Annotated in this window: 15 protein-coding genes; 12 read left to right on the forward strand and 3 right to left on the reverse strand. The window is 56.8% G+C overall.

All coding sequences use genetic code 11. From position 1 onward, the window contains the following. The first annotated feature begins 86 nt into the window (after positions 1-86). The 8 genes from regB (at position 87) to trxA (ending at position 11,788) form a co-directional block, all read left to right on the forward strand. Positions 87-1,529 carry a sensor histidine kinase RegB gene (gene regB / locus IEX10_RS09420; protein WP_188673814.1) on the forward strand — a complete coding sequence of 481 codons (1,443 nt, stop codon included), beginning with the start codon at positions 87-89 and terminating at the stop codon, positions 1,527-1,529. Between the two features lie 89 nt (positions 1,530-1,618). Beyond that, entirely contained in the window at positions 1,619-2,803 is a 1,185-nt protein-coding gene (locus IEX10_RS09425; RefSeq protein WP_188673816.1) for a PAS-domain containing protein, read from the forward strand. Between the two features lie 73 nt (positions 2,804-2,876). After that, on the forward strand, positions 2,877-3,365 hold the full coding sequence (gene tsaE, locus IEX10_RS09430) for a tRNA (adenosine(37)-N6)-threonylcarbamoyltransferase complex ATPase subunit type 1 TsaE (protein ID WP_188673818.1): 489 nt from the start codon (positions 2,877-2,879) through the stop codon (positions 3,363-3,365). Between the two features lie 5 nt (positions 3,366-3,370). Next, positions 3,371-4,378 (forward strand): aminoglycoside phosphotransferase family protein, encoded by a 1,008-nt coding sequence (locus tag IEX10_RS09435; protein ID WP_229678492.1) that lies wholly within the window; start codon positions 3,371-3,373, stop codon positions 4,376-4,378. Then, positions 4,375-5,067, forward strand: a complete 693-nt coding sequence (locus IEX10_RS09440) for a nucleotidyltransferase family protein (RefSeq protein WP_188673824.1) — start codon at positions 4,375-4,377, stop codon at positions 5,065-5,067. The genes IEX10_RS09435 and IEX10_RS09440 overlap by 4 nt, the downstream gene beginning before the upstream one ends. Further along, entirely contained in the window at positions 5,060-8,026 is a 2,967-nt protein-coding gene (addB, locus tag IEX10_RS09445) for a double-strand break repair protein AddB (RefSeq protein ID WP_188673827.1), read from the forward strand. The genes IEX10_RS09440 and addB overlap by 8 nt, the downstream gene beginning before the upstream one ends. Continuing rightward, on the forward strand, positions 8,026-11,406 hold the full coding sequence (gene addA / locus IEX10_RS09450) for a double-strand break repair helicase AddA (RefSeq protein ID WP_188673829.1): 3,381 nt from the start codon (positions 8,026-8,028) through the stop codon (positions 11,404-11,406). Before addB ends, addA begins: the two co-directional genes overlap by 1 nt. Before the next feature lie 61 nt (positions 11,407-11,467). Then, positions 11,468-11,788, forward strand: coding sequence for a thioredoxin (gene trxA, locus IEX10_RS09455; RefSeq protein WP_188673831.1), 321 nt, complete (start codon positions 11,468-11,470; stop codon positions 11,786-11,788). A 133-nt stretch (positions 11,789-11,921) separates the two neighbouring features. Here trxA and IEX10_RS09460 read toward each other — a convergent pair whose 3' ends face one another. From IEX10_RS09460 to IEX10_RS09470, 3 genes are read right to left on the reverse strand one after another with little or no spacing between them, the layout of a single operon-like run. After that, positions 11,922-13,157, reverse strand: coding sequence for a bifunctional folylpolyglutamate synthase/dihydrofolate synthase (locus tag IEX10_RS09460; protein ID WP_188674720.1), 1,236 nt, complete (start codon positions 13,155-13,157; stop codon positions 11,922-11,924). A gap of 47 nt (positions 13,158-13,204) precedes the next feature. Continuing rightward, entirely contained in the window at positions 13,205-14,128 is a 924-nt protein-coding gene (gene accD, locus IEX10_RS09465) for an acetyl-CoA carboxylase, carboxyltransferase subunit beta (RefSeq protein WP_188673834.1), read from the reverse strand. Between the two features lie 57 nt (positions 14,129-14,185). Next, entirely contained in the window at positions 14,186-15,175 is a 990-nt protein-coding gene (locus tag IEX10_RS09470) for a CPBP family intramembrane glutamic endopeptidase (RefSeq protein ID WP_188673837.1), read from the reverse strand. 1 nt (position 15,176) lies between these two features. Here IEX10_RS09470 and IEX10_RS09475 point away from each other — a divergent pair, with 1 nt between their 5' ends. The 4 genes from IEX10_RS09475 (at position 15,177) to IEX10_RS09490 (ending at position 19,264) form a co-directional block, all read left to right on the forward strand. Beyond that, positions 15,177-15,812: a hypothetical protein gene (locus IEX10_RS09475; protein WP_188673840.1), complete on the forward strand. Its 636-nt coding sequence runs from the start codon at positions 15,177-15,179 to the stop codon at positions 15,810-15,812. Positions 15,813-15,953: 141 nt separating this feature from the next. Beyond that, positions 15,954-16,727 carry a DUF6478 family protein gene (locus IEX10_RS09480; protein WP_188673843.1) on the forward strand — a complete coding sequence of 258 codons (774 nt, stop codon included), beginning with the start codon at positions 15,954-15,956 and terminating at the stop codon, positions 16,725-16,727. A 9-nt stretch (positions 16,728-16,736) separates the two neighbouring features. Next, positions 16,737-17,123 (forward strand): hypothetical protein, encoded by a 387-nt coding sequence (locus tag IEX10_RS09485; protein ID WP_188673846.1) that lies wholly within the window; start codon positions 16,737-16,739, stop codon positions 17,121-17,123. 107 nt (positions 17,124-17,230) lie between these two features. Then, entirely contained in the window at positions 17,231-19,264 is a 2,034-nt protein-coding gene (locus IEX10_RS09490; RefSeq protein WP_188673849.1) for an NADPH-dependent 2,4-dienoyl-CoA reductase, read from the forward strand. The last annotated feature ends 53 nt before the right edge of the window (positions 19,265-19,317 follow it).

The raw sequence follows: 19,317 nt of genomic DNA on the forward strand, positions 1-19,317 counted from the left end.
TCTGTCATTGCACCCCAAAGAACCTCTGTGCCACATTCGCCGTGATGGTATCACGTCACACCACCGCATAAAGTCAGGCAAAACCCATGTCAGAGACCGCCCAGCCGTTTTTCTATGCTTCTGCCCGCAGTGAATGGGTTCGGATGCGCACCCTTATCTATTTGCGTTGGCTGGCAATTTTCGGACAAACCGCTGCCGTTGCCGTGGCTTATTATGTGCTTGATCTGGATCTTCTGATCGGGATGAATGTGGTGGCCATTGGTGCTTCGGTGATCTTCAACCTCGCCGCAACCTTTACGCTTCCGGAAACCAAGCGCCTGTCGCAACAGGAAACAACCCTGACTTTGCTATTCGATCTGGGGCAATTGGTTATCCTGCTGTACCTGAACGGGGGGCTGAACAATCCTTTTGCCTTGCTGATCCTTGCACCAGTAACCATTTCCGCCACCGCGCTTAGGGTCAATGCCACATTTCTGGTAAGCGGTATCGCACTGCTTGCGATCAGTGCGCTGGCTTTCTTATACGTTCCCTTAACCCTCCAAACCGGAGAGATTGTCGCCCTGCCGCAGCTTTACGTGGCGGGCTACTGGACCGCATTGGTGATCGGCATCCTGTTTCTGGGGGGCTATGCAAGACGGGTTACAAGCGAAACGTTTTCCATGAGCCAAGCACTCGCAGCTACGCAGATGGCCTTGGCGCGAGAGCATGAACTGACCCTTCTTGGCGGCGTTGTTGCGGCGGCCGCCCATGAAATGGGAACACCGCTTGCCACCATTAAACTTGTGGCTTCCGAACTGGCAGAGGAACTGGAAGACACACCGGAACTGCGCGAGGATGCAGAGCTGATTTCTTCCCAAGCCGAACGCCTGCGCGATATCCTGCGGGACATGGGACGGGCCGGTAAGGACGATCTGCTGTTAAAGACTGCGCCATTGACCTCGATTGTTCAAGAAGCCGCAGAACCGCATGAAAATAGGGGGAAATTTATCCATTTTCTTGCCAACGGATCGACCGAACAACCCCGCCTTGAAGATATTCCATACGCCCAGCGCAATCCCGAATTCATCCACGGCGTGCGCAATCTTGTACAAAACGCGGTGGATTTCGCCAAGAGCACGGTCTGGGTTCACACCACATGGAGCGACACGTCTATTCGGGTCATGGTGGGGGACGATGGACGCGGTTACCCACCGGATTTACTGGGGCGGATCGGTGACCCCTTCCTGAGCAAGCGCAAATCCTCGGACGGGCATGCCTCGTCGCGACCGGAGTATGAGGGCATGGGGCTTGGCCTGTTTATCGCCAAGACTATGCTAGAGCGCACCGGCGCCGAGCTCACCTTTACCAACGCGGCGGTGGACGGCTATACGATGGGCCAGAATGCCGGCGCGATGAAAGCTATGGAAGGCGCGACCGGTGCCATTGTAAATGTGCGTTGGGACCGTGCGGATCTGGAAGTGGATCGCGCATCTGTCGTGGGGCCGAACCGCCAAATCGATCCCGCACCAACAGGGGCGAGTGATAGTTAACCTCATTTTAACTAATTTTCTGTCTTCTATAAGTTCGGTATCGGATCACAGGGAAGGCAACAGTGTTGACGGGTTTTCAGACGGGATTCATGCTCGTAGGTTTACTGTTTGGTTTGGGAATTTGCCTTGCCTTGGTCGTACCGCTGCCTGCGGCGCGGGGGCGACGGAAAGGCGCGCTTGTTTCATCTGGTCCGACGCTGGGCAAAATCGCTTACTCCGCCCCTTTTGGCATCTGGATTGAATCCGGCGGTCAGGTCGCTTGGGTGAACGATTACTGTCTGAAAACCTTTATGGAACAGGACGGGCACTTCAAAGGGATAGATGCTTTTGAAAAGCTGACAGCCAAGGCAGTGTCCGGTGCAGAAGAAGTATTCCGACTGAAATCTGTCCAGCCGGAAAGCCCAGAGGCTTTTTCGATACAATCCCAGAAAAATGGTGCAGGAACCGTATTTTACGCTAAGGACGCAACCCTTCTTGCGGAAACCGAAAACGAACTGAAACGCTTTATTCAGACCCTTACTGCGACCTTTGCCCATCTGCCTATTGGCATCGCGGTGTTCGACAGGGAGCGGGATTTGACACTGTTCAACCCTGCCCTGTCTTCATTGTTGGAACTGGCACCGGACTGGCTCGCCCGTAGACCAAGTATGCGGGCATTTCTGGATCGGTTGCGCAACAACGGGTCCATTCCCGAACCCCGCGACTTCACCACATTGCGACAGGAATTTGCGGAACTTGAAAGTGGCGCCTTCACAGGTAAGTACGAAGTAGATTGGGCACTTCCCTCTGGTGCCATCTACCGCGTCACTGGACGGCCCCACCCCCGCGGTGGCGCTGCCCTTTTGTTTGAAGATATCTCTCGCACTGCCGCGATGGAGGCGGGCTATCGCGCAGAAATCCGCCAGCTTTACGCCGCACTAGAGAGCCTTTCAGAAGCAGTGGCGATTTTCAACCAAGCCGGAGAGCTGACCTACGCCAATGACGCCTTTGACGAGCTTTGGTCCTGCACCCTTTCAACTGCGGTGGCTCCCCCGACTGTCACGGATGTCAGTCGGTTGTTTCAAAAGAACTGTCTGCCCACCCCTGTCTGGGGTGAATTCCGCAATTTCATTCACGATCTTAGCGAACGCAGCCAGTGGCAAGCCCAGATTACCCACACCTGCGGCGCCAAACTGACCATGACAGTTTCACCGATTGCAGATGGCCGTGTATTTTGTGAATTTAAGCGGGCTGGTGCATCACCGGAGCCGGAACAATTGGCGGATTCCACCTGAACTGGGAAAGCCTGTTGCAATCATCTTTGGGCTGGGGGATGGATGGGACAGACCCCGCAATCAGGCCCGCCCCATGAAACAAAGCTTTGATCTCAACAGTCTTGAAGACACGAAATTGCTGGCAAATGTGCTGGCAGAGACCCTCGTGGCGGGCGACACGGTTTTATTGTCCGGTCCCGTGGGGGCCGGTAAAACCGAACTGGCGCGGATGTATATCCAGACCCGCCTTCAGGAAATCGGCGCGGTTGAGGATGTGCCCTCCCCGACGTTCACGCTGGTACAAGTGTACGAATTGCACGACACGGAAATCTGGCACGCCGATCTCTACCGTCTTACAGCAGTGGACGAGCTGTACGAGCTTGGTCTGGACCAAGCCTTCGAGGATAGCATCTGCCTGATTGAATGGCCTGAACGGCTCGGCAGTTTGCGTCCGCAATCAGCGCTCTCGCTGACCTTTGAAATACACGATGAAGACCGCCGTCGGGTTTCGCTTGAATGGACTGACAGCAAATGGAACACTACGGTTTCATTGCTTTCATTCATGACCAAGACCCAAGGCTAGGCCCGTTGACCGACCGTTCCGAACTGATCACCCGTTTCCTGAAATCCGCCGAGTGGAACCACGCCACGCGGGCCAATCTGGCGGGCGATGCCTCTAACCGCAGCTACGACAGGCTGACTGACCCGATGCACGGAAATGCGGTTTTGATGAACGCCCCGCCAGAACGCGGGGAGGATATTCGCCCCTTTGTTAAAATGACCAACTGGCTGTTGGATCAAGGCATTTCCGCGCCGCGTATTTTAGCTGCAGACGAAGAGGCCGGTTTCTTGTTGCTAGAGGATTTTGGCGACGATCTGTTCGCCCGCCTTTGCGGCACGGCCCGCGCGGATGAAGTTGAACTTTATACCGCTGCGGTTGATGTGCTGGTGCATCTTAAAAACGCCCCGCCGCCCGCTGATATTGCCCCTTACGACAGCGCAACCTACCTGCGCGAGGCGCAGTTGCTGACCGATTGGTATCTGCCAGCCGCAACCGGAGAAGACACGCCAGCAGATTTGCGGGCCGAATTTGACAGCCTGATCACCGATGCCTGCGCAGGGCTTGCTACGGATACGGTTGCTCTGCGGGATTATCATTCGGAAAACCTGCTGTGGTTGCCAGATCTTGAAGGCATCCGGCGTGTCGGACAGCTTGATTATCAGGACGCGCTTCTGGGTCATCCGGCTTATGATCTTGTGTCCCTGCTTGAAGATGCCCGCCGCGATACCAGCCCGGATCTGCAAAGCGCGATGCTTGATCATTACATAACCCAATCCGGCGCTGATCGTGAAGCTTTCCAGACCGCGTATAACACGCTGGGAATGCAAAGAAATATCAAGATCATCGGAATTTTCGCAAGGCTCTGTATGCGGGATGGCAAACCGGTTTACCTTAAACACATGCCCCGCGTCTGGGATCATCTGCAGCGGGATCTCGGCGATCCTTCACTGACCGCCATTGCAGACTGGGTTGCACGCCACGTTCCCCCGCCAACCGATGACATCCAAAAACGCATCGCCGAGGCGGGGCGATGATCCCTAAAACTGCCATGATCTTTGCCGCCGGCTTTGGCACCCGCATGGCACCACTAACGGATAAAACACCCAAACCCTTGATCGAAGTGGACGGTAAGCCACTGATAGATCATGCTTTAAGCCTGCTGGACGGTTTCCAGAACATCGTGGTGAACACCCATTACCTCGCCGATCAGATCGAAACGCACCTTGCGGGGAAGACGCATGTAACCTGCCTGCAAGAGGTGCCGGAAATTCTGGAAACCGGCGGCGGGTTGAAGAATGCGCTGCCGTTGCTGGGGCCTGATCCGGTGGTGGTTATGAACTCTGACGCGGTGTTTGCTGGACCTAATCCTGTGCCCGAGCTGTTAGCCCGTTGGAATCCGGACCATATGGATGCGCTGCTATCACTCGTTCCGATAGAACAGACCATCGCCCATGAAGGTGCGGGCGATTTTTCGTGCGACGGGGACGGTGCATTGATCCGGCGCGGTAACAACCCAACAGCCCCATATGTTTACACCGGCGTGCAAATTTTGAAAACGGACCGCCTATCCGGTATTGCCGAGACGTCTTTCTCGCTCAACCTGCTCTGGAACCAAATGATAGCAGAGCGTCGCGCGTTTGGTTGGGTTTACGGTGGGAAATGGGTGGATGTTGGTCGTCCTTCGGGCATTCAGGCCGCAGAAAAGGCACTCGCTGATGTTTGAACCCACCTCCCAACCCCGCGTGTTTGCGGTTCCAATCGGTTGTGATTTTTCACGCAGCTTCATCGCCGGACTACAGGCGCGGCTAGCGGGACATGGGCCAGAGGTGCTGGGCCGGACAGAGATTTTCGTGAACACCCAGCGCATGGCGCGGCGCTTGAAAGAGCTTCTGACTGAAGATGGCGCGCTGCTGTTGCCTAAAATCCGCGTGCTGACAGATATTGCCAATCACCCGGATTTGCCCGTCGTCCTGCCCGAACCTGTTTCCAAACTGCGCCGCCAACTGACACTGGCGCAACTGGTGGGCCGGTTGCTGGCAGCGGACGGGTCTATTGCACCGCAGTCGGCGAAATTCGATCTGGCGCAATCCCTTGCTGCTGTTTTGGACGAAATGCAGGGCGAAGGCGTGCCGATGTCAGCGCTGGCGGAAATATCGGTGGAGGATCAATCCGGTCACTGGCAACGCTCGCTCGATTTTCTGAACATCCTCGCACAGCACTGGGATAGTGATAATCCCACCGACCCGCAGGACCGCCAACGGGCAGCGGCGCTTGCGTTTACTGCGAAATGGGCCGACACCCCGCCGGAGCATCCTGTCATTGCCATCGGCTCTACCGGATCGCGCGCAGAGACCGCACTGTTTATGCGCGCCGTTGCTGCCTTGCCCCAAGGGGCTGTGGTTTTGCCCGGCCTTGATCGTGCGCTGAGTGTGGAAAACTGGGATGCGCTCGGCGGGGAGTTCGTGTCTCTTGATAACCCGCAATCCGCGCTGGCTTATTTTTGCAGACAGGCAGGGGTTGCGCTGGAAGATATTGCCGACTGGTCGGATCACACGCCCGCCAATCCGGAACGCAATGCGCTGGTGTCGCTGGCGTTGCGCCCCGCCCCCTTCACCGATCAATGGCTGGACGAGGGACCAAAGCTGCTGCCCGCATTGGATAAAGCGATCGAAGGTTGGACACTGATAGAGGCGGAAACCCCCAAAGAAGAGTCGATGGCACTGGCGCTGCGTCTGCGCGCCGCGCTGGAACAGGGCAAACGCGCTGTGCTGATCACACCAGACCGGACCCTGACCCGCCGTGTCAGTGCCGTATTGCAACGCTGGAATATTCTGCCCGATGACAGTGCGGGGCGACCTTTGCACCTGACTCCTCCGGGTATATTTCTGCGTTTGGTGGCCAACTGCATGGGGCAACGGCTAACGCCGTTGGACCTGATCGCGCTGCTGAAACATCCGCTGACGGATAGCGGCGTTCGGGAAGGGGACAGCCGCCGTTTCGCCCGCGAATATGAAAAGCAAAAACTGCGCGGCGGTGCGCCTTTCATAGATTTTGATGGCCTGCGCGACTGGGCCGATAAGGACACGAAAAACCCCGCCCGTCGCGTTTGGGCGGACTGGATCGTGCGCTGCCTTGCGCCGCTGGAAACTATGGCAGAGGGTGATCTGCCTGCGATGTTGGAACTGCATCTTGCAACAGCCGAAGCCTTGGCCGCCGGACCATCCCAAGAAAGCGAACACGAACTGTGGAAGATGGAAACCGGCGAGAAAGCCACGCAGGTTTTCAACACGTTAGCTAAGGATGCTGATGCCGCCGGACCGCTGAGCATTGCGGATTACCGCGCACTTTTTTCCAACGTTCTAGGCTCTGAAACCGCGCGGGAGGCTCGTGCCTCCCACCCAATGGTGGCGATCTGGGGCACGCTTGAAGCCCGCGTTGAAACGGCCGATCTGGTGATCCTTGGCGGTATGAATGATCCGGTCTGGCCCGGCGTAGAAAGCCCTGATCCGTGGTTGAACCGTGCCATGCGCAAGCAGATCGGACTGCCGCCGCCTGAACGGCTGATTGGCCTGTCCGCCCATGACTTCCAACAGGGCTGCGGTGCGGCCGAACTGGTGCTGAGCCACTCCTTGCGGGACGGGGATGCGCCGACCGTGGCCTCCCGTTGGATCGTGCGGATTTTAAACCTGATGAACGGTTTGGGGGATACTGGCAAAGCTGCTGTTAAGACCCTGACGGAGAACGGTCAGCACTGGATTGATCTCGCCCGCCAGATGGACCGCCCCGCCACAACGGTCCCCCCCGCGCCGCGTCCGGCCCCGATGCCGCCCGCAGGCAAGCGATTGAAACAACTGTCAGTGACACAGGTAGAACGGCTGATCCGCGATCCTTATGCGGTTTATGCCCAGAAGATTCTGCAACTCAAACGGCTGGACCCGCTGGGACGTGAACCGGATGCCTTGATCCGTGGGATCGCGCTTCATAAAGTGGTTGAAGTGTTCGTCCACCGCTACCCCGACAGCCTGCCCGATGACGCCCGTAAAGCGCTTCTTGATGTGGCCGAAGAGGTGTTACGTGACAAAGTGCCATGGCCCGCGATGCAACGGATATGGCTGGCACGACTGGCGCGAATTTCCGGCTGGTTCGTCGCACAGGAGGCCGAACGGCGTCTGCGGGGCGGGTCCACTGCGCAGGAAATAGAAGGCGCGCGCGAGATCGAATCTCTCGACTTCAAGCTGGTGGCCAAAGCGGACCGGATCGACACGGATGAAGCCGGTAACTTTCTGATCTACGATTATAAATCCGGCTCTCCACCGACCAAAGCGCAGACGGATTTCTTTAACAAACAGCTTCAGTTAGAAGCCGCAATTGCAGCGACCGGCGGGTTTGAGAAAATTGGTCAGGGAATGCCCGTTGCGCTGGAATACATCGGGTTAAGCGGCGCGGCGCAGGACACCAAGGGCAAAACTCTGTCACTTGACGTAACGCCCGCCGAAATAGATGCGGTCTGGCAGGAATTTGTCGAACTGGTGCAATCCTATCAATCCACCGAAAAGGGATTTCCAGCCCGCACGCGAATGCAGCAAATGAGCTTTGCCTATGAATTCGACCATCTCGCCCGCAAAGGCGAATGGGAAGAAAGCGATGCGCCGGTGGAAATTCCCGTGGGGAGAAACGACTGATGACCGCCAAACCAATGAACGATGCGACCCTTGCGCAGGTCCGCGCCGCCAATCCTGACGCCTCTACCTGGGTGGCGGCCAATGCCGGTTCGGGCAAGACCCGCGTGCTGACGGACCGCGTGGCGCGGCTGTTGTTGAATGGAACGCAGCCGCAGAAAATCCTGTGTCTGACCTACACCAAAGCCGCCGCAGCCGAGATGCAGAACCGCCTGTTCAAACGACTCGGCGAGTGGGCCATGATGCCCGATGACGCCCTGCGCGAAGCCCTGTCCGAACTTGGCGAAGGCGAAGCGTTAGACCCTGTTGCCATGCGCAAGGCCCGCACCCTTTTTGCCAACGCGCTTGAAACACCCGGTGGTCTTAAAATCCAGACGATCCACTCTTTTTGCGACAAGCTACTGCGCCGTTTCCCATTGGAGGCAGGTGTCTCTCCGCAGTTTGAAGTGCTGGAGGATCGTCAGGCGAAATTGATGCGGGCGGAAATCCTCGAAGGACTTGCCGACGGGGACGGTATCACCGCTGTGGACCGGCTGGCGCGATTTATGTCGGGGCTGGAACCGGATGCCTTGCTGGCAGAAATCGCCTCTAAACGGGATGCGTTGGACATAAAAGCCGTGCGCGCGTTGTTCCCGTCCACAAACAGCGAAAATCCTGCCGATATGCTGGCCTATGTACTGGACCGCGACAGCCGCGAAGTGCTGCTAGAAGCCGCGCGCGTGGTCAATGCCGAACAGTCTAACAAGGCGGATGCGCCCAAGCTGGAACAATTGGCAAACGCCACCAGCATAGAGTCTTATTTGAAGGGTGCAGGCGGCTTGCTGCTGTTTGGTCCGACGGCCAAGGCCGGTCCCTATTCGGCGAAACTGGACAAGCTGCCTTCGCAGAAACCTTGCCGTGAAAACCACCCCGAACTGGTGCAAGCGCTCAACGAAATTATGGAGCGCACAGAGGAAGTTTACTGGCTTTACGTGAACCATCTTGCACTGGAACGGGCCGAGGCAATGGCAGCGTTTTCCACAGCATTCCTAGAGCGTTACGACCAGTTGAAAACCCAGACGGGCCGGCTGGATTATGACGACCTGATCGCGCGCGCCGGACGTCTTTTGTCAGGCTCCAAGGCGGCGGAATGGGTTTTATACAAGCTTGATGGCGGCATTGATCACGTTCTTGTGGACGAAGCACAAGACACCAGCCCGAGCCAGTGGGATGTGGTCAAGCTGCTGACCGATGAGTTTACCTCCGGTGACAGCGGCAAGGACACCAACCGCACTATTTTTGTCGTCGGGGATGAGAAGCAGTCGATCTATTCGTTCCAAGGCGCTGATCCGGCGGAATTTGACGTGATGCGCCAACGGTTTTCCAACCGTCTGAATGCGGTTCAGAATAGGCTGGAAGAAGTCGAGCTGTCCTTTTCCTTTCGCTCATCCGAGCCGGTGCTGCGACTGGTGGACAAGGTATTCGAAGGCCCCGCCGGTGCCGGTTTTCTGAAACAGGCGCTGCACCGTCCCTTTAAGACAGACCTGCCGGGACGTGTCGATCTCTGGCCGTTTATCGAAACAGAAAAGACCAAGGATGACACCCCGTGGTATAAACCGGTCGACACCCCCGCGCCGGACAATCCCCAGACAATCCTTGCCCGCCAGATCGCGGCGTGGATCAAACATGTGCTCGACAGCAAGCAGGAACTTCCTGGTCAGAATCGCCCCGTAAAGGCAAGCGATTTTCTGATACTGGTGCAGGGCCGCCGCCCGATTTTTCACAGCATTATCAAAGAACTCAAGACCCTTGAATTGCCCGTTGCAGGCGCTGACCGGCTGGATGTGGGGCAGGAACTCGCTGTGCGGGATATGCTGTCGCTGCTGAAATTTGCCGACCTGCCGGAGGACGATCTTTCACTGGCAGAGGCACTGCGTTCCCCGCTGCTCGGCTTTGGTGAGGCTGAATTGTTTCACGTGGCACAACCGCGCGAAAAGGGCAAAACCCTATGGCAGGCGCTGCGAGAGGCTGAAACACACTATCCCGCGCAATTGGCGATCCTGCGGGATGTGCTGAAGCAAGCGGATTTCCTGCGCCCGTACGAATTGATCGAACGTATCCTTACCCTTCACAACGGGCGCGAGAATATCCTCGCGCGGTTGGGTGCCGAGGCCGAGGACGGGATCGACGAATTGCTGTCCCAAGCCATGCGATACGAACAACTCGAAGCGCCCAGCCTTCCGGGGTTCCTGAACTGGTTTGCTGCGGGGAAGGTTGAAATCAAACGGGAAATGGACAGCGGCGCGGGGCAGATTCGTGTGATGACGGTGCACGGTTCCAAGGGTCTCGAAGCGCCGATTGTGATCTTGCCGGATACCGAAGTGCGCAAAGGGAACAGCGATTCTTCCCAGATACTTGCGCTGAAAACGGGTGGTTTCTTGTGGAAATCCCCCGAAGATATGTCCCCGATGGTTCAGAAAGAGGCCAAGGAAGCCGCCAAGGAATTTGCCGATCAGGAACGGATGCGCCTGCTTTATGTGGCTTTGACGCGGGCCGAACAATGGCTGGTCGTCGCCGGTGCAGGGGATCGCGGCAAAGAAGGTGCGAGCTGGTATAATCTGGTGGCCGAAGCGATGGAACAAAGCGATTGGATGCCAGTCACTCCGACAGAGCTTCCTGCCGTCGGGACCGGTTTGTCGGTCCTGCACAACTGGAGCGAAACGCCGGTTGAAGCGCAAGCCACGGCACCGCGGCAGACACCCGGCTTGCCGGATTGGGTGGATCACCTGCCCCCCGCCCCAAAACCGGCTGCGGAAGTCCTGTCTCCGTCAAAATTTGAGGGCAACAAAATCGTGTTTGGCGGTGTGGAAGGGGCTGATAAGGAAAGCGCCATGCGCAAGGGCACGCAGGTGCATCTGCTGCTTGAACATCTTGCGAAGACACCGCAGGCGGCGCGCCGCACAAAGGCCGCACAACTGCTTGTCGGTTCGATAGCGCCGCAAACGCCAGAGGAATTCGACCGTATCTTTACCGAAGCTACTGCGGTTCTGGATGACCCTGCCCTGTCCCATGTTTTTAAAGACACCGTGCTGGCTGAAGTGGGCGTGTCTGCGCCGCTTGAAGCCTTTGGCGGGCAGCGGATGGAGGGGATTATCGACCGGCTGATCGTATCACCGGACAAAGTCACTGCCATCGATTTCAAGACGAACGCGACCCTGCCAGAGCGTCCGGAGGATATCCCGCTCGGTATCCTGCGCCAGCTTGCGGCTTATGACAGCGCTCTGAGACAGATTTATCCCGACCGCACCGTCGAGGTCGCCGTGCTTTGGACCGTGAACAGGCAGATCATGACAGTGCCGCACGACATTGTGAGGAATGCCTTCCAAACCGTCGCGACAGCTTGACCTATCCGCCGCCGGTTCCTAGGTTGCGGTTAACATTCAGATACCCTTATGGAGAAAATTAATGGCAACTGTAGCTGTAACTGACGCGACCTTCGAAGCCGAAGTCACCAACGCCGATCTGCCCGTTGTGGTGGATTTCTGGGCCGAATGGTGTGGTCCTTGCAAACAAATCGGTCCGGCACTGGAAGAATTGTCTGACGAGCTGGCCGGCAAGGTCAAAATCGTCAAAGTAAATGTGGATGAAAACCCGGGCTCTCCGGCACAACTCGGCGTGCGCGGCATTCCGGCCCTGTTTCTGTTCAAAGACGGCGCAGTTGTGTCCAACAAGACCGGTGCAGCCCCGAAAGCAGCGCTTCAAGGCTGGATCAACGAAAGCCTCTAAGCCGCTTGATGCAATACAAAAACGCCACGGCCTGTTGCTAAGCCCGTGGCGTTTTCCATTTTCTGAAAATATCCCCGCGCGGCGCGCAGGGAATTTGGCCTCCGGCGGGGATATTGATCGCCAGAAGAAGGCCCTAGCCGTTCTCCCGCAAGACCCGTCCTGCTAGATAAAGTGATCCGCAAATCAGGATGCGCGCTGCGGCGTCTCTGGCTTTGATGGTCTCGATTGCTTCCTGAACAGAGTCAGCCACCGTTGCATCCATGCCAACCGAACGGGCAGCCTCCACTGTTTCTGCGGCGCTAAGCGTGGCGGCCTCTCCGGGGATAGAGACGCCTTGGAGTGACACGGCTTTATCAGCGAGCGGGCGCAGATAGCCTGTGGCGTCTTTTGTGTTCAACATACCCGTGATCATGTGCAGCGGACGTTGCGGCAGACGGTCCAATGCCTCAGACAGGGCTTTGCCAGCAGCAGGGTTGTGCCCACCGTCAAGCCAAAGCTCGCACTGTTCAGCGGTTTCTACCAATGGGCCGTGCCGCAGATGTTGCAGGCGGGCGGGCCAGGCAGCTTTGGTCATCGCATCAGAGGCGGCGTCTTCTGAAACCCCGAGAATGCGCAGCGTTGCGATGGCGGCACCGGCGTTTTGCACCTGATGGCTGCCGATCAATGCGGGCATGGGCAAATCCCACAATCCGTTTTCATCCTGATACAACAAGCGTCCGTTTTCTTCCCAGACGTGCCAGTGTTGCCCGTGGATTTTCAAGGTCGCGCCGACTTTGGCAGCCTGACGTTCAATCACTTCAAGTGCTTCGTCTTCTTGCGGTCCGACCACTCCAAAAGTGTTTCGCTTCAGGATGCCCGCTTTTTCAAAGGCAATCTTGCCCAGTGTATCACCCAGGTACTGTTCGTGGTCGATAGACACCGGCGTGATGACGCAGACTTCGGGTTTGTCGATCACATTGGTCGCATCCAGACGCCCGCCAAGACCGACTTCCAGAAGGGTATAATCCGCAGGGGTGTTGGCAAAGGCCAGCAAAGCCGCGCAGGTGGTGATTTCGAAATAGGTGATCGGCGTGTCACCATTGGCTGTTTCGCAAGCCTCAAGCGTTTTGATCAGGTCTTCTTCGCTGATCAGGTCGCCTGCAACACGAATCCGTTCATGAAACCGCGCCAGATGGGGCGAGGTATAGGCGTGGACCGCGCTGCCTTGCGCCTCTAGCCCTGCACGGATCATCGCCTGTGTGGAGCCTTTGCCGTTGGTTCCCGCAATATGAATCACCGGAGGCAGATGGCGTTCAGGGTTGCCCAGCGCATCGAGAAGACGGGTCATACGATCCAGCGTCAGGTCGATAATCTTGGGATGAAGCGACATCAAGCGGTCAAGCACGATGTCGCTATGGGCCGTCTCTGCCGGTGATGTCACGTGGCAGCTTCCTCTTTCGCCGCTTCTTTGCGCTCTGACGCGGGCGCAGGAAGATCGGCGGCGACGGGAGGCGTTTGCTTGGTCAGCAACCGCACGATTGAAATCAGCTCGTCCCGCATATCCTTGCGGTGGGTCACGCGATCCAGCATACCGTGATCCAGCAGGTATTCCGCACGCTGAAAGCCTTCGGGGAGTTTTTCACGAATGGTCTGTTCGATTACACGGGGACCGGCGAAACAGATCAGGGCGTTCGGTTCTGCGATTTGCACATCCCCGAGCATGGCATAACTGGCCGTCACACCACCTGTGGTGGGATGGGTCAGCACAACAATATAGGGAAGTCCCGCTTCTTTGAGCATCTGAACCGCAACCGTGGTGCGGGGCATTTGCATCAGCGAGAGAATACCCTCCTGCATCCGCGCACCACCGGCGGCAGAAAAAAGGATCATCGGGCATTTCTTCTTAACGGCACGTTCGGCGGCGGCAATAATCGCATTGCCGACGTACATGCCCATAGACCCGCCCATGAAGGAAAAGTCCTGACCGGCGGTAACAACATGGGTGCGTCCCATTTTGCCTTCCGCCACCAGCATGGCTTCTTTTTCGCCGGTTTGCTTTTGGGCCGCTTTCATCCGTTCAGGATATTTCTTCTGGTCACGAAACCCGAGCGGGTCTGCATTCGGCTCTGGCACCTCGACTTCGCTGAACAAGCCACCATCATAAAGCGCATGGAACCGGTCACGGGGGGTGATCAGCATGTGGTGATCGCAATTGGAGCACACGTTCAGCCCGTCTGCCAGTTCACGGTGGAACAGCATGGTGTCGCACTCGGGGCATTTGGTCCACAAGTTGTCCGGCACCTCGCGGCGGGAAAACAGAGAGTTGATCTTCGGGCGAACGTAGTTCGAAATCCAGTTCATGGGTGTGTCCTGATTTGACTGTTGTCCCTATTTAATTCCGCAACGCACTGATTGCAATCACCGCCGCTCCTGCCAGCGCATCACCAGTAGGTAGCAGGCGTAAATAACTAAAAGTGCAGCGATGTCGATCAACAGCAACTGGCGCACAGCTTCGTGATCAGAGACATGAATGCGGGTCACGAAAAGGGACAGCCCGTTAAGCGTGCCATCCATCGACACCAGCATCATCGCCAAAAAATTGTTCATTAAGTGCAAGCCGATCGCCGCCCCGAGATTACCTGTCCGCACTGTTACATCCGCAGCGATCACCCCGAATAGCGTCGTCGCCGCCACAATTAATACGCTGTTTGAACCAAAACGGGCAGGATCAAAGTGCAAGCTGCCAAAGATGATCGAGGGCAAAACCAGCCAAATCCAGCGGTTCTGAAATCGCGTTGCGAACTCTTGTAGGAGATAGCCGCGAAACACCAGCTCCTCGGCGGAGACCTGTATCAACAAGAGAGGCAATGCCGGTAGCATCCATAACAGCCATTCCGACAGGGGCAGGTTCGGCACCGTTTCCCCGCCACTGAGCGCCAGTGTGAAGGCAATCGCTTGCAAGGGGGCGACGATTGCACAGGCCAGAAGAAAATTCCTTAACACCCCATTTCTGCCCAGCAATGCGGTGATGGGTTGGCCGCGAAACAATCCGACCGTTAACCACACGGCAGCCAGCATAGCGACGAAAGACAACAAAACCCCAATCATCGCTGCCGGTGTTTCAGGGGCCGCGATATGGGCCGAAACTGTTCCCATCGCCTCGGCAAGGGCGATGTTCTGCGCAACAGAAAGGGCGATGCTGAACAGGGCAACAAAGCCGAATGTGATCTCTGTATAGGCCAACAGCAGGAACAGAACCGCGCCAAAAAATAGCAACCCGCCGCGATGTTTACGGGCGGGTGCAATGAATGCGTCAAATTTTTCGTTCATTTGTGGCAGCATCTGCTGTATTCCTCCGCCGGTGCCAAGAAGCAATCCTGCTGTGGTGCGTGGTTTAGAGGGTGACATAGTGACAATCAACTGCCTGTCCCGATTGCGTCTTGGATTTGCCTGCCTTGTGGCGGTGCTTCTTGCGGGGTGCGTCAATGCACCGGAGTTTGGTCTGTCGGCTTCTGCCTCCGAAGTGCCTCAGGATACCAAGGTTGTGAAAGTCGCCGGTCAAACGGTCACGTTGGGCCGCGCCGCTGGTTATTGCTTTAATGACAAGCAAAGCCGCAGCTCTGCCAGTGGTGCCTTTGTGGTGATGGGCCCTTGTGATACCGGCAACTCTGAAAACTCTGCTAAAGGCTTGGTAATCATTAATGTTCTGGCTGAAACTGGCATTCAGAAAGCGATTGCGGATCAGGATCTTGAGGGCTATTTCCAGTCCGAGAAGGGTCGCGCTGCGCTAAGCCGTAAAGGCAACCCGGACCGGCTCCGTATTCTTGGAACCATGCAGGACGATGGTATCTTTTACGTCCATACACGGGATGCGGACGGTCCGGTGATACCGGATACCACCGCCGAACAATGGCGCGTGTTCTTCGTCGTTTCTGATCGGCTGGTTTCCGTTTCAGTGGTGAATTTCATCGACAGTCTGATGCCCGACGGTGACGTTTTCGCCCAGATGGAAGAGATCGCTCGCCGGATAAAATCCCTGAACTGATCCCCTGCCAGTGCTATAAAAGACTGCTGGTTTCACTGAAGTTCATAACCGGCAACGAATTATTTCCATATTGGGCGTAATGCCGTTAACACCGCAGTCATGAGCCTTCCAAGTCAGATCCAGCCAGTGTAACGAAACGGCATGTTTGAACGATTGAAAAAAATAAAGGAAGACAGGCGCCACCGGCAGAGCCTGCGCTTCTGGCGGGCGCACAGTACAACGGTGCAGAACATGCCCTTGTCGGAGCTTCGCGGTCTGCGCAAAAAAGCCAATCAGGCCCGTCGTTTGATTGACCGGATTAACCATGTCGCTGTCTCTCGATTGACGCTGCCCGTGATCGGGTCAAACGCCATACGTAAACCGCCCCGTACGGAGTGGGCCTACCGTCCACAGGCTTGGGCCGGTCCGGTTTATCCATCCGGTTTGGCAGCGGTGGCCAGCAAACAAAAGATCGGCGACGAGGTGACAATCTTTCACGATTGCAGTCAATCCGAACTCGCCTTTAGGCAAGTGCGCAACACCAGCGAGGAAGACTTTGCCCCCTTCGGCCTGCGCATGGACGTGTTTAATTTCGACGGCTCTTTCCTGTCGCTTGCAGTGGAGATGCCGCCCGCTGCGCTAGAAGGTCTGAAACGCAGCCATATCCTGCGGCTGGATATGCGGATCGAAAGTGAGAGGCCGCAGGAAATGTTCGCGCGGCTGAACATTCGCCACGGGCCGAACACCGAACAGATCGTGCGGGAGCTGGATATGGGGGGGCAGAATTTCTATGTGGAATTTGACCTCTATTACACGCAGTTCAATGAAGATCGCGGCGATAGCATGTGGGTGGATCTTATTTTTGAAGGGCCTTCGATGAATCAGGTAACAATCCGTGACGTGACAATGATTCGACGCCCACGCGCATCGATTTAAGGGGGCAGTATGGCCAAGAAATTCCTGCTGAACAAAAAACACATCGTCGGTGGAAAATACATCGGGTTGATGCGGGCACGGGGTAAGGGAAATCCGACACCCGCGCTGGAAATGCTGCATCTGGGAACCGTTGTCGGGTCTGTAACGGTTGAGCCGGTCGGGTCGGATGGCGACAATTGGGAAGTCGCCGCGACCATACCGACAGAATTGCTAACCGACGGTGTGCAAACCTTTTTGCTGGTTGTGGAAGGGGACACGGAAATCCTCGACCGGTTTTCGATCATTACCGGCGAACCGCTTGAAGAAGACCTGCGGGCGGAAATTGAACTGCTGCGGGCCGAGCTTGATATGTTGAAACGGGCCTTCCGCCGTCACTGCACGGAAACAATGGGCTAACCGGCACGCAACGTGCCTGCCAGTATTAACGTGGGGTTTTTCGTGACAATTGACGTTCACGTAATCTATGCTGCTGCAACGGTATTCAACAGACGGATTCACGGCAAATGGCACAAGCTCTCTACCCGAATTTACTCGCACCGCTCGATCTGGGTTTCACCACCCTGCCCAACAGGGTCTTGATGGGCTCCATGCACACCGGTTTGGAAGAGACCGGAGACTGGAATCGCGTTGCCGAATATTACGCCGAACGCGCGCGGGGTGGCGTGGCCCTGATGGTGACAGGCGGGATTGCCCCGAATGAAGAGGGCGGCGTCATGCCCGGTGCCTCTGGACTTTATAACGACGCGGATATTGCGCACCATAAAATCGTGACTGATCGCGTGCATGACGCAGGTGGTAAGATCGCGATGCAGATCCTGCACGCGGGCCGATATGCCTATACACCAAAGGCAGTTGCTCCTTCGCCCGTAAAATCCCCGATTTCCCCGTTCCCGCCTGCAGAACTGGATGCTGCCGGTATTGAAAAACAGATCGCGGATATAGTGGGGTGCGCCGTAAACGCGCGGTCTGCCGGATATGACGGTGTCGAGATCATGGGCTCCGAAGGCTATTTCCTGAACCAGTTCCTTGTGACACACACAAACAAGCGCACCGATGAATGGGGCGGGTCCTATGAAAACCGGATGCGCCTGCCTGTGGAGGTCGTGCGCCGCACACGTGAAGCGGTTGGGTCCGACTTCATCATTATTTACCGCCTGTCGATGATCGATCTGGTGCCAAACGGGTCCACTTGGGAAGAGGTGGTGCAACTAGCGAAGGCGGTTGAAGACGCAGGTGCCACGATTATCAACACGGGCATCGGCTGGCACGAGGCCCGCATCCCAACCATTGCCACCAGCGTCCCGCGTCGCGCGTTTAGCTGGGTTACGAAAAAGCTGATGGGCTCGGTCTCTATCCCGATCGTTACCTCGAACAGGATCAACACGCCGGATGTCGCGGAATCGGTTCTGTCCGAAGGTTGCGCCGATATGGTGTCTATGGCGCGTCCGTTTCTGGCGGATGCGGATTTCGTCAATAAGGCCGCGACAGGTCAGGCCGCAAACATCGCGCCTTGCATTGCCTGCAATCAAGCGTGTCTTGACCACACGTTCTCTATGAAACTGACCTCCTGTCTGGTTAATCCGCGGGCCTGTTCGGAAACCGAGCTGGTCTACACGCCGACAGATAGCCCGAAGACAATCGCGATTGTCGGGGCGGGGCCAGCCGGACTGTCCACAGCGCTTGTCGCATCTGAAAGAGGACATAAAGTGACCCTGTTCGATGCCGCTTCGGAACTGGGCGGCCAGTTGAATATGGCCAAACAAGTCCCCGGCAAGGAAGAGTTTTTCGGCCTTGTGGACTATTACACCCATGCGGTGTCCAAATCGGACATCGACACACGCCTTGGCCAGTTTGTCAGCGCAGATGATTTGCAAGGTTTCGACGAGGTGATTATCGCGACCGGCGTTACCCCCCGAGATCCTGCGATTGAAGGTCAGGACAGGGACAACGTCGTCAATTATATCGACGTCTTGCGAAACAAAGTGGACGTCGGCAACCGAGTGGCCGTCATCGGTGCGGGCGGCATCGGCTTTGATGTGTCGGAATATCTTGTCCACGAAGGCACCAGCCCGACCGAGGATCTGGAGCTTTGGAAGAAAGAATGGGGCGTTGGTGATCCCGAAGACACGCGTGGCGGGCTTGCCCAACAGGGTGCGCAACCCGAGCCACCTGCACGTCAAGTGACCCTGTTGCAGCGGAAATCCTCCAAACCGGGCAAGGGTCTTGGCAAAACAACAGGATGGATTCACCGCTCTGCGCTGGCGATGAAAAACGTGAAAATGCTGGCTGGTGTGAACTATGAACAGATCAGCGACGAAGGGCTGCATGTCAGCTTTGGCGAGGCGCGCGAGAACCCGACCCTGATCCAAGCGGATACGATCGTGATGTGTGCAGGGCAACTGTCCAACCGCACACTAGCCGACGAGTTGGAGGCCAAAGGCGTATCCTGTCACGTGATCGGGGGCGCGGATGTGGCGGCTGAACTGGATGCGAAACGGGCGATCAATCAGGGGTCCCGTCTAGCGGCTGCCCTCTGATCCGAGTATTTTTGGAACATTAAAGCGAGGCGGGGTTTTCCTGCCTTGTCGGA

The organism is Neptunicoccus cionae (genome assembly GCF_014643735.1).
Classification (GTDB): Bacteria; Pseudomonadota; Alphaproteobacteria; order Rhodobacterales; family Rhodobacteraceae; genus Amylibacter; species Amylibacter cionae.

Coding starts and splice junctions, on each gene's coding strand:
- IEX10_RS09480 (WP_188673843.1), top strand. CDS start 15,954: ATGTTTGAACGATTGAAAAAAATAAAGGAAGACAGGCGCCACCGGCAG.
- IEX10_RS09425 (WP_188673816.1), top strand. CDS start 1,619: ATGCTCGTAGGTTTACTGTTTGGTTTGGGAATTTGCCTTGCCTTGGTC.
- addA (WP_188673829.1), top strand. CDS start 8,026: ATGACCGCCAAACCAATGAACGATGCGACCCTTGCGCAGGTCCGCGCC.
- tsaE (WP_188673818.1), top strand. CDS start 2,877: ATGAAACAAAGCTTTGATCTCAACAGTCTTGAAGACACGAAATTGCTG.
- regB (WP_188673814.1), top strand. CDS start 87: ATGTCAGAGACCGCCCAGCCGTTTTTCTATGCTTCTGCCCGCAGTGAA.
- IEX10_RS09440 (WP_188673824.1), top strand. CDS start 4,375: ATGATCCCTAAAACTGCCATGATCTTTGCCGCCGGCTTTGGCACCCGC.
- IEX10_RS09460 (WP_188674720.1), bottom strand. CDS start 13,157: ATGTCGCTTCATCCCAAGATTATCGACCTGACGCTGGATCGTATGACC.
- IEX10_RS09470 (WP_188673837.1), bottom strand. CDS start 15,175: ATGTCACCCTCTAAACCACGCACCACAGCAGGATTGCTTCTTGGCACC.
- accD (WP_188673834.1), bottom strand. CDS start 14,128: ATGAACTGGATTTCGAACTACGTTCGCCCGAAGATCAACTCTCTGTTT.
- IEX10_RS09490 (WP_188673849.1), top strand. CDS start 17,231: ATGGCACAAGCTCTCTACCCGAATTTACTCGCACCGCTCGATCTGGGT.
- trxA (WP_188673831.1), top strand. CDS start 11,468: ATGGCAACTGTAGCTGTAACTGACGCGACCTTCGAAGCCGAAGTCACC.
- addB (WP_188673827.1), top strand. CDS start 5,060: ATGTTTGAACCCACCTCCCAACCCCGCGTGTTTGCGGTTCCAATCGGT.
- IEX10_RS09485 (WP_188673846.1), top strand. CDS start 16,737: ATGGCCAAGAAATTCCTGCTGAACAAAAAACACATCGTCGGTGGAAAA.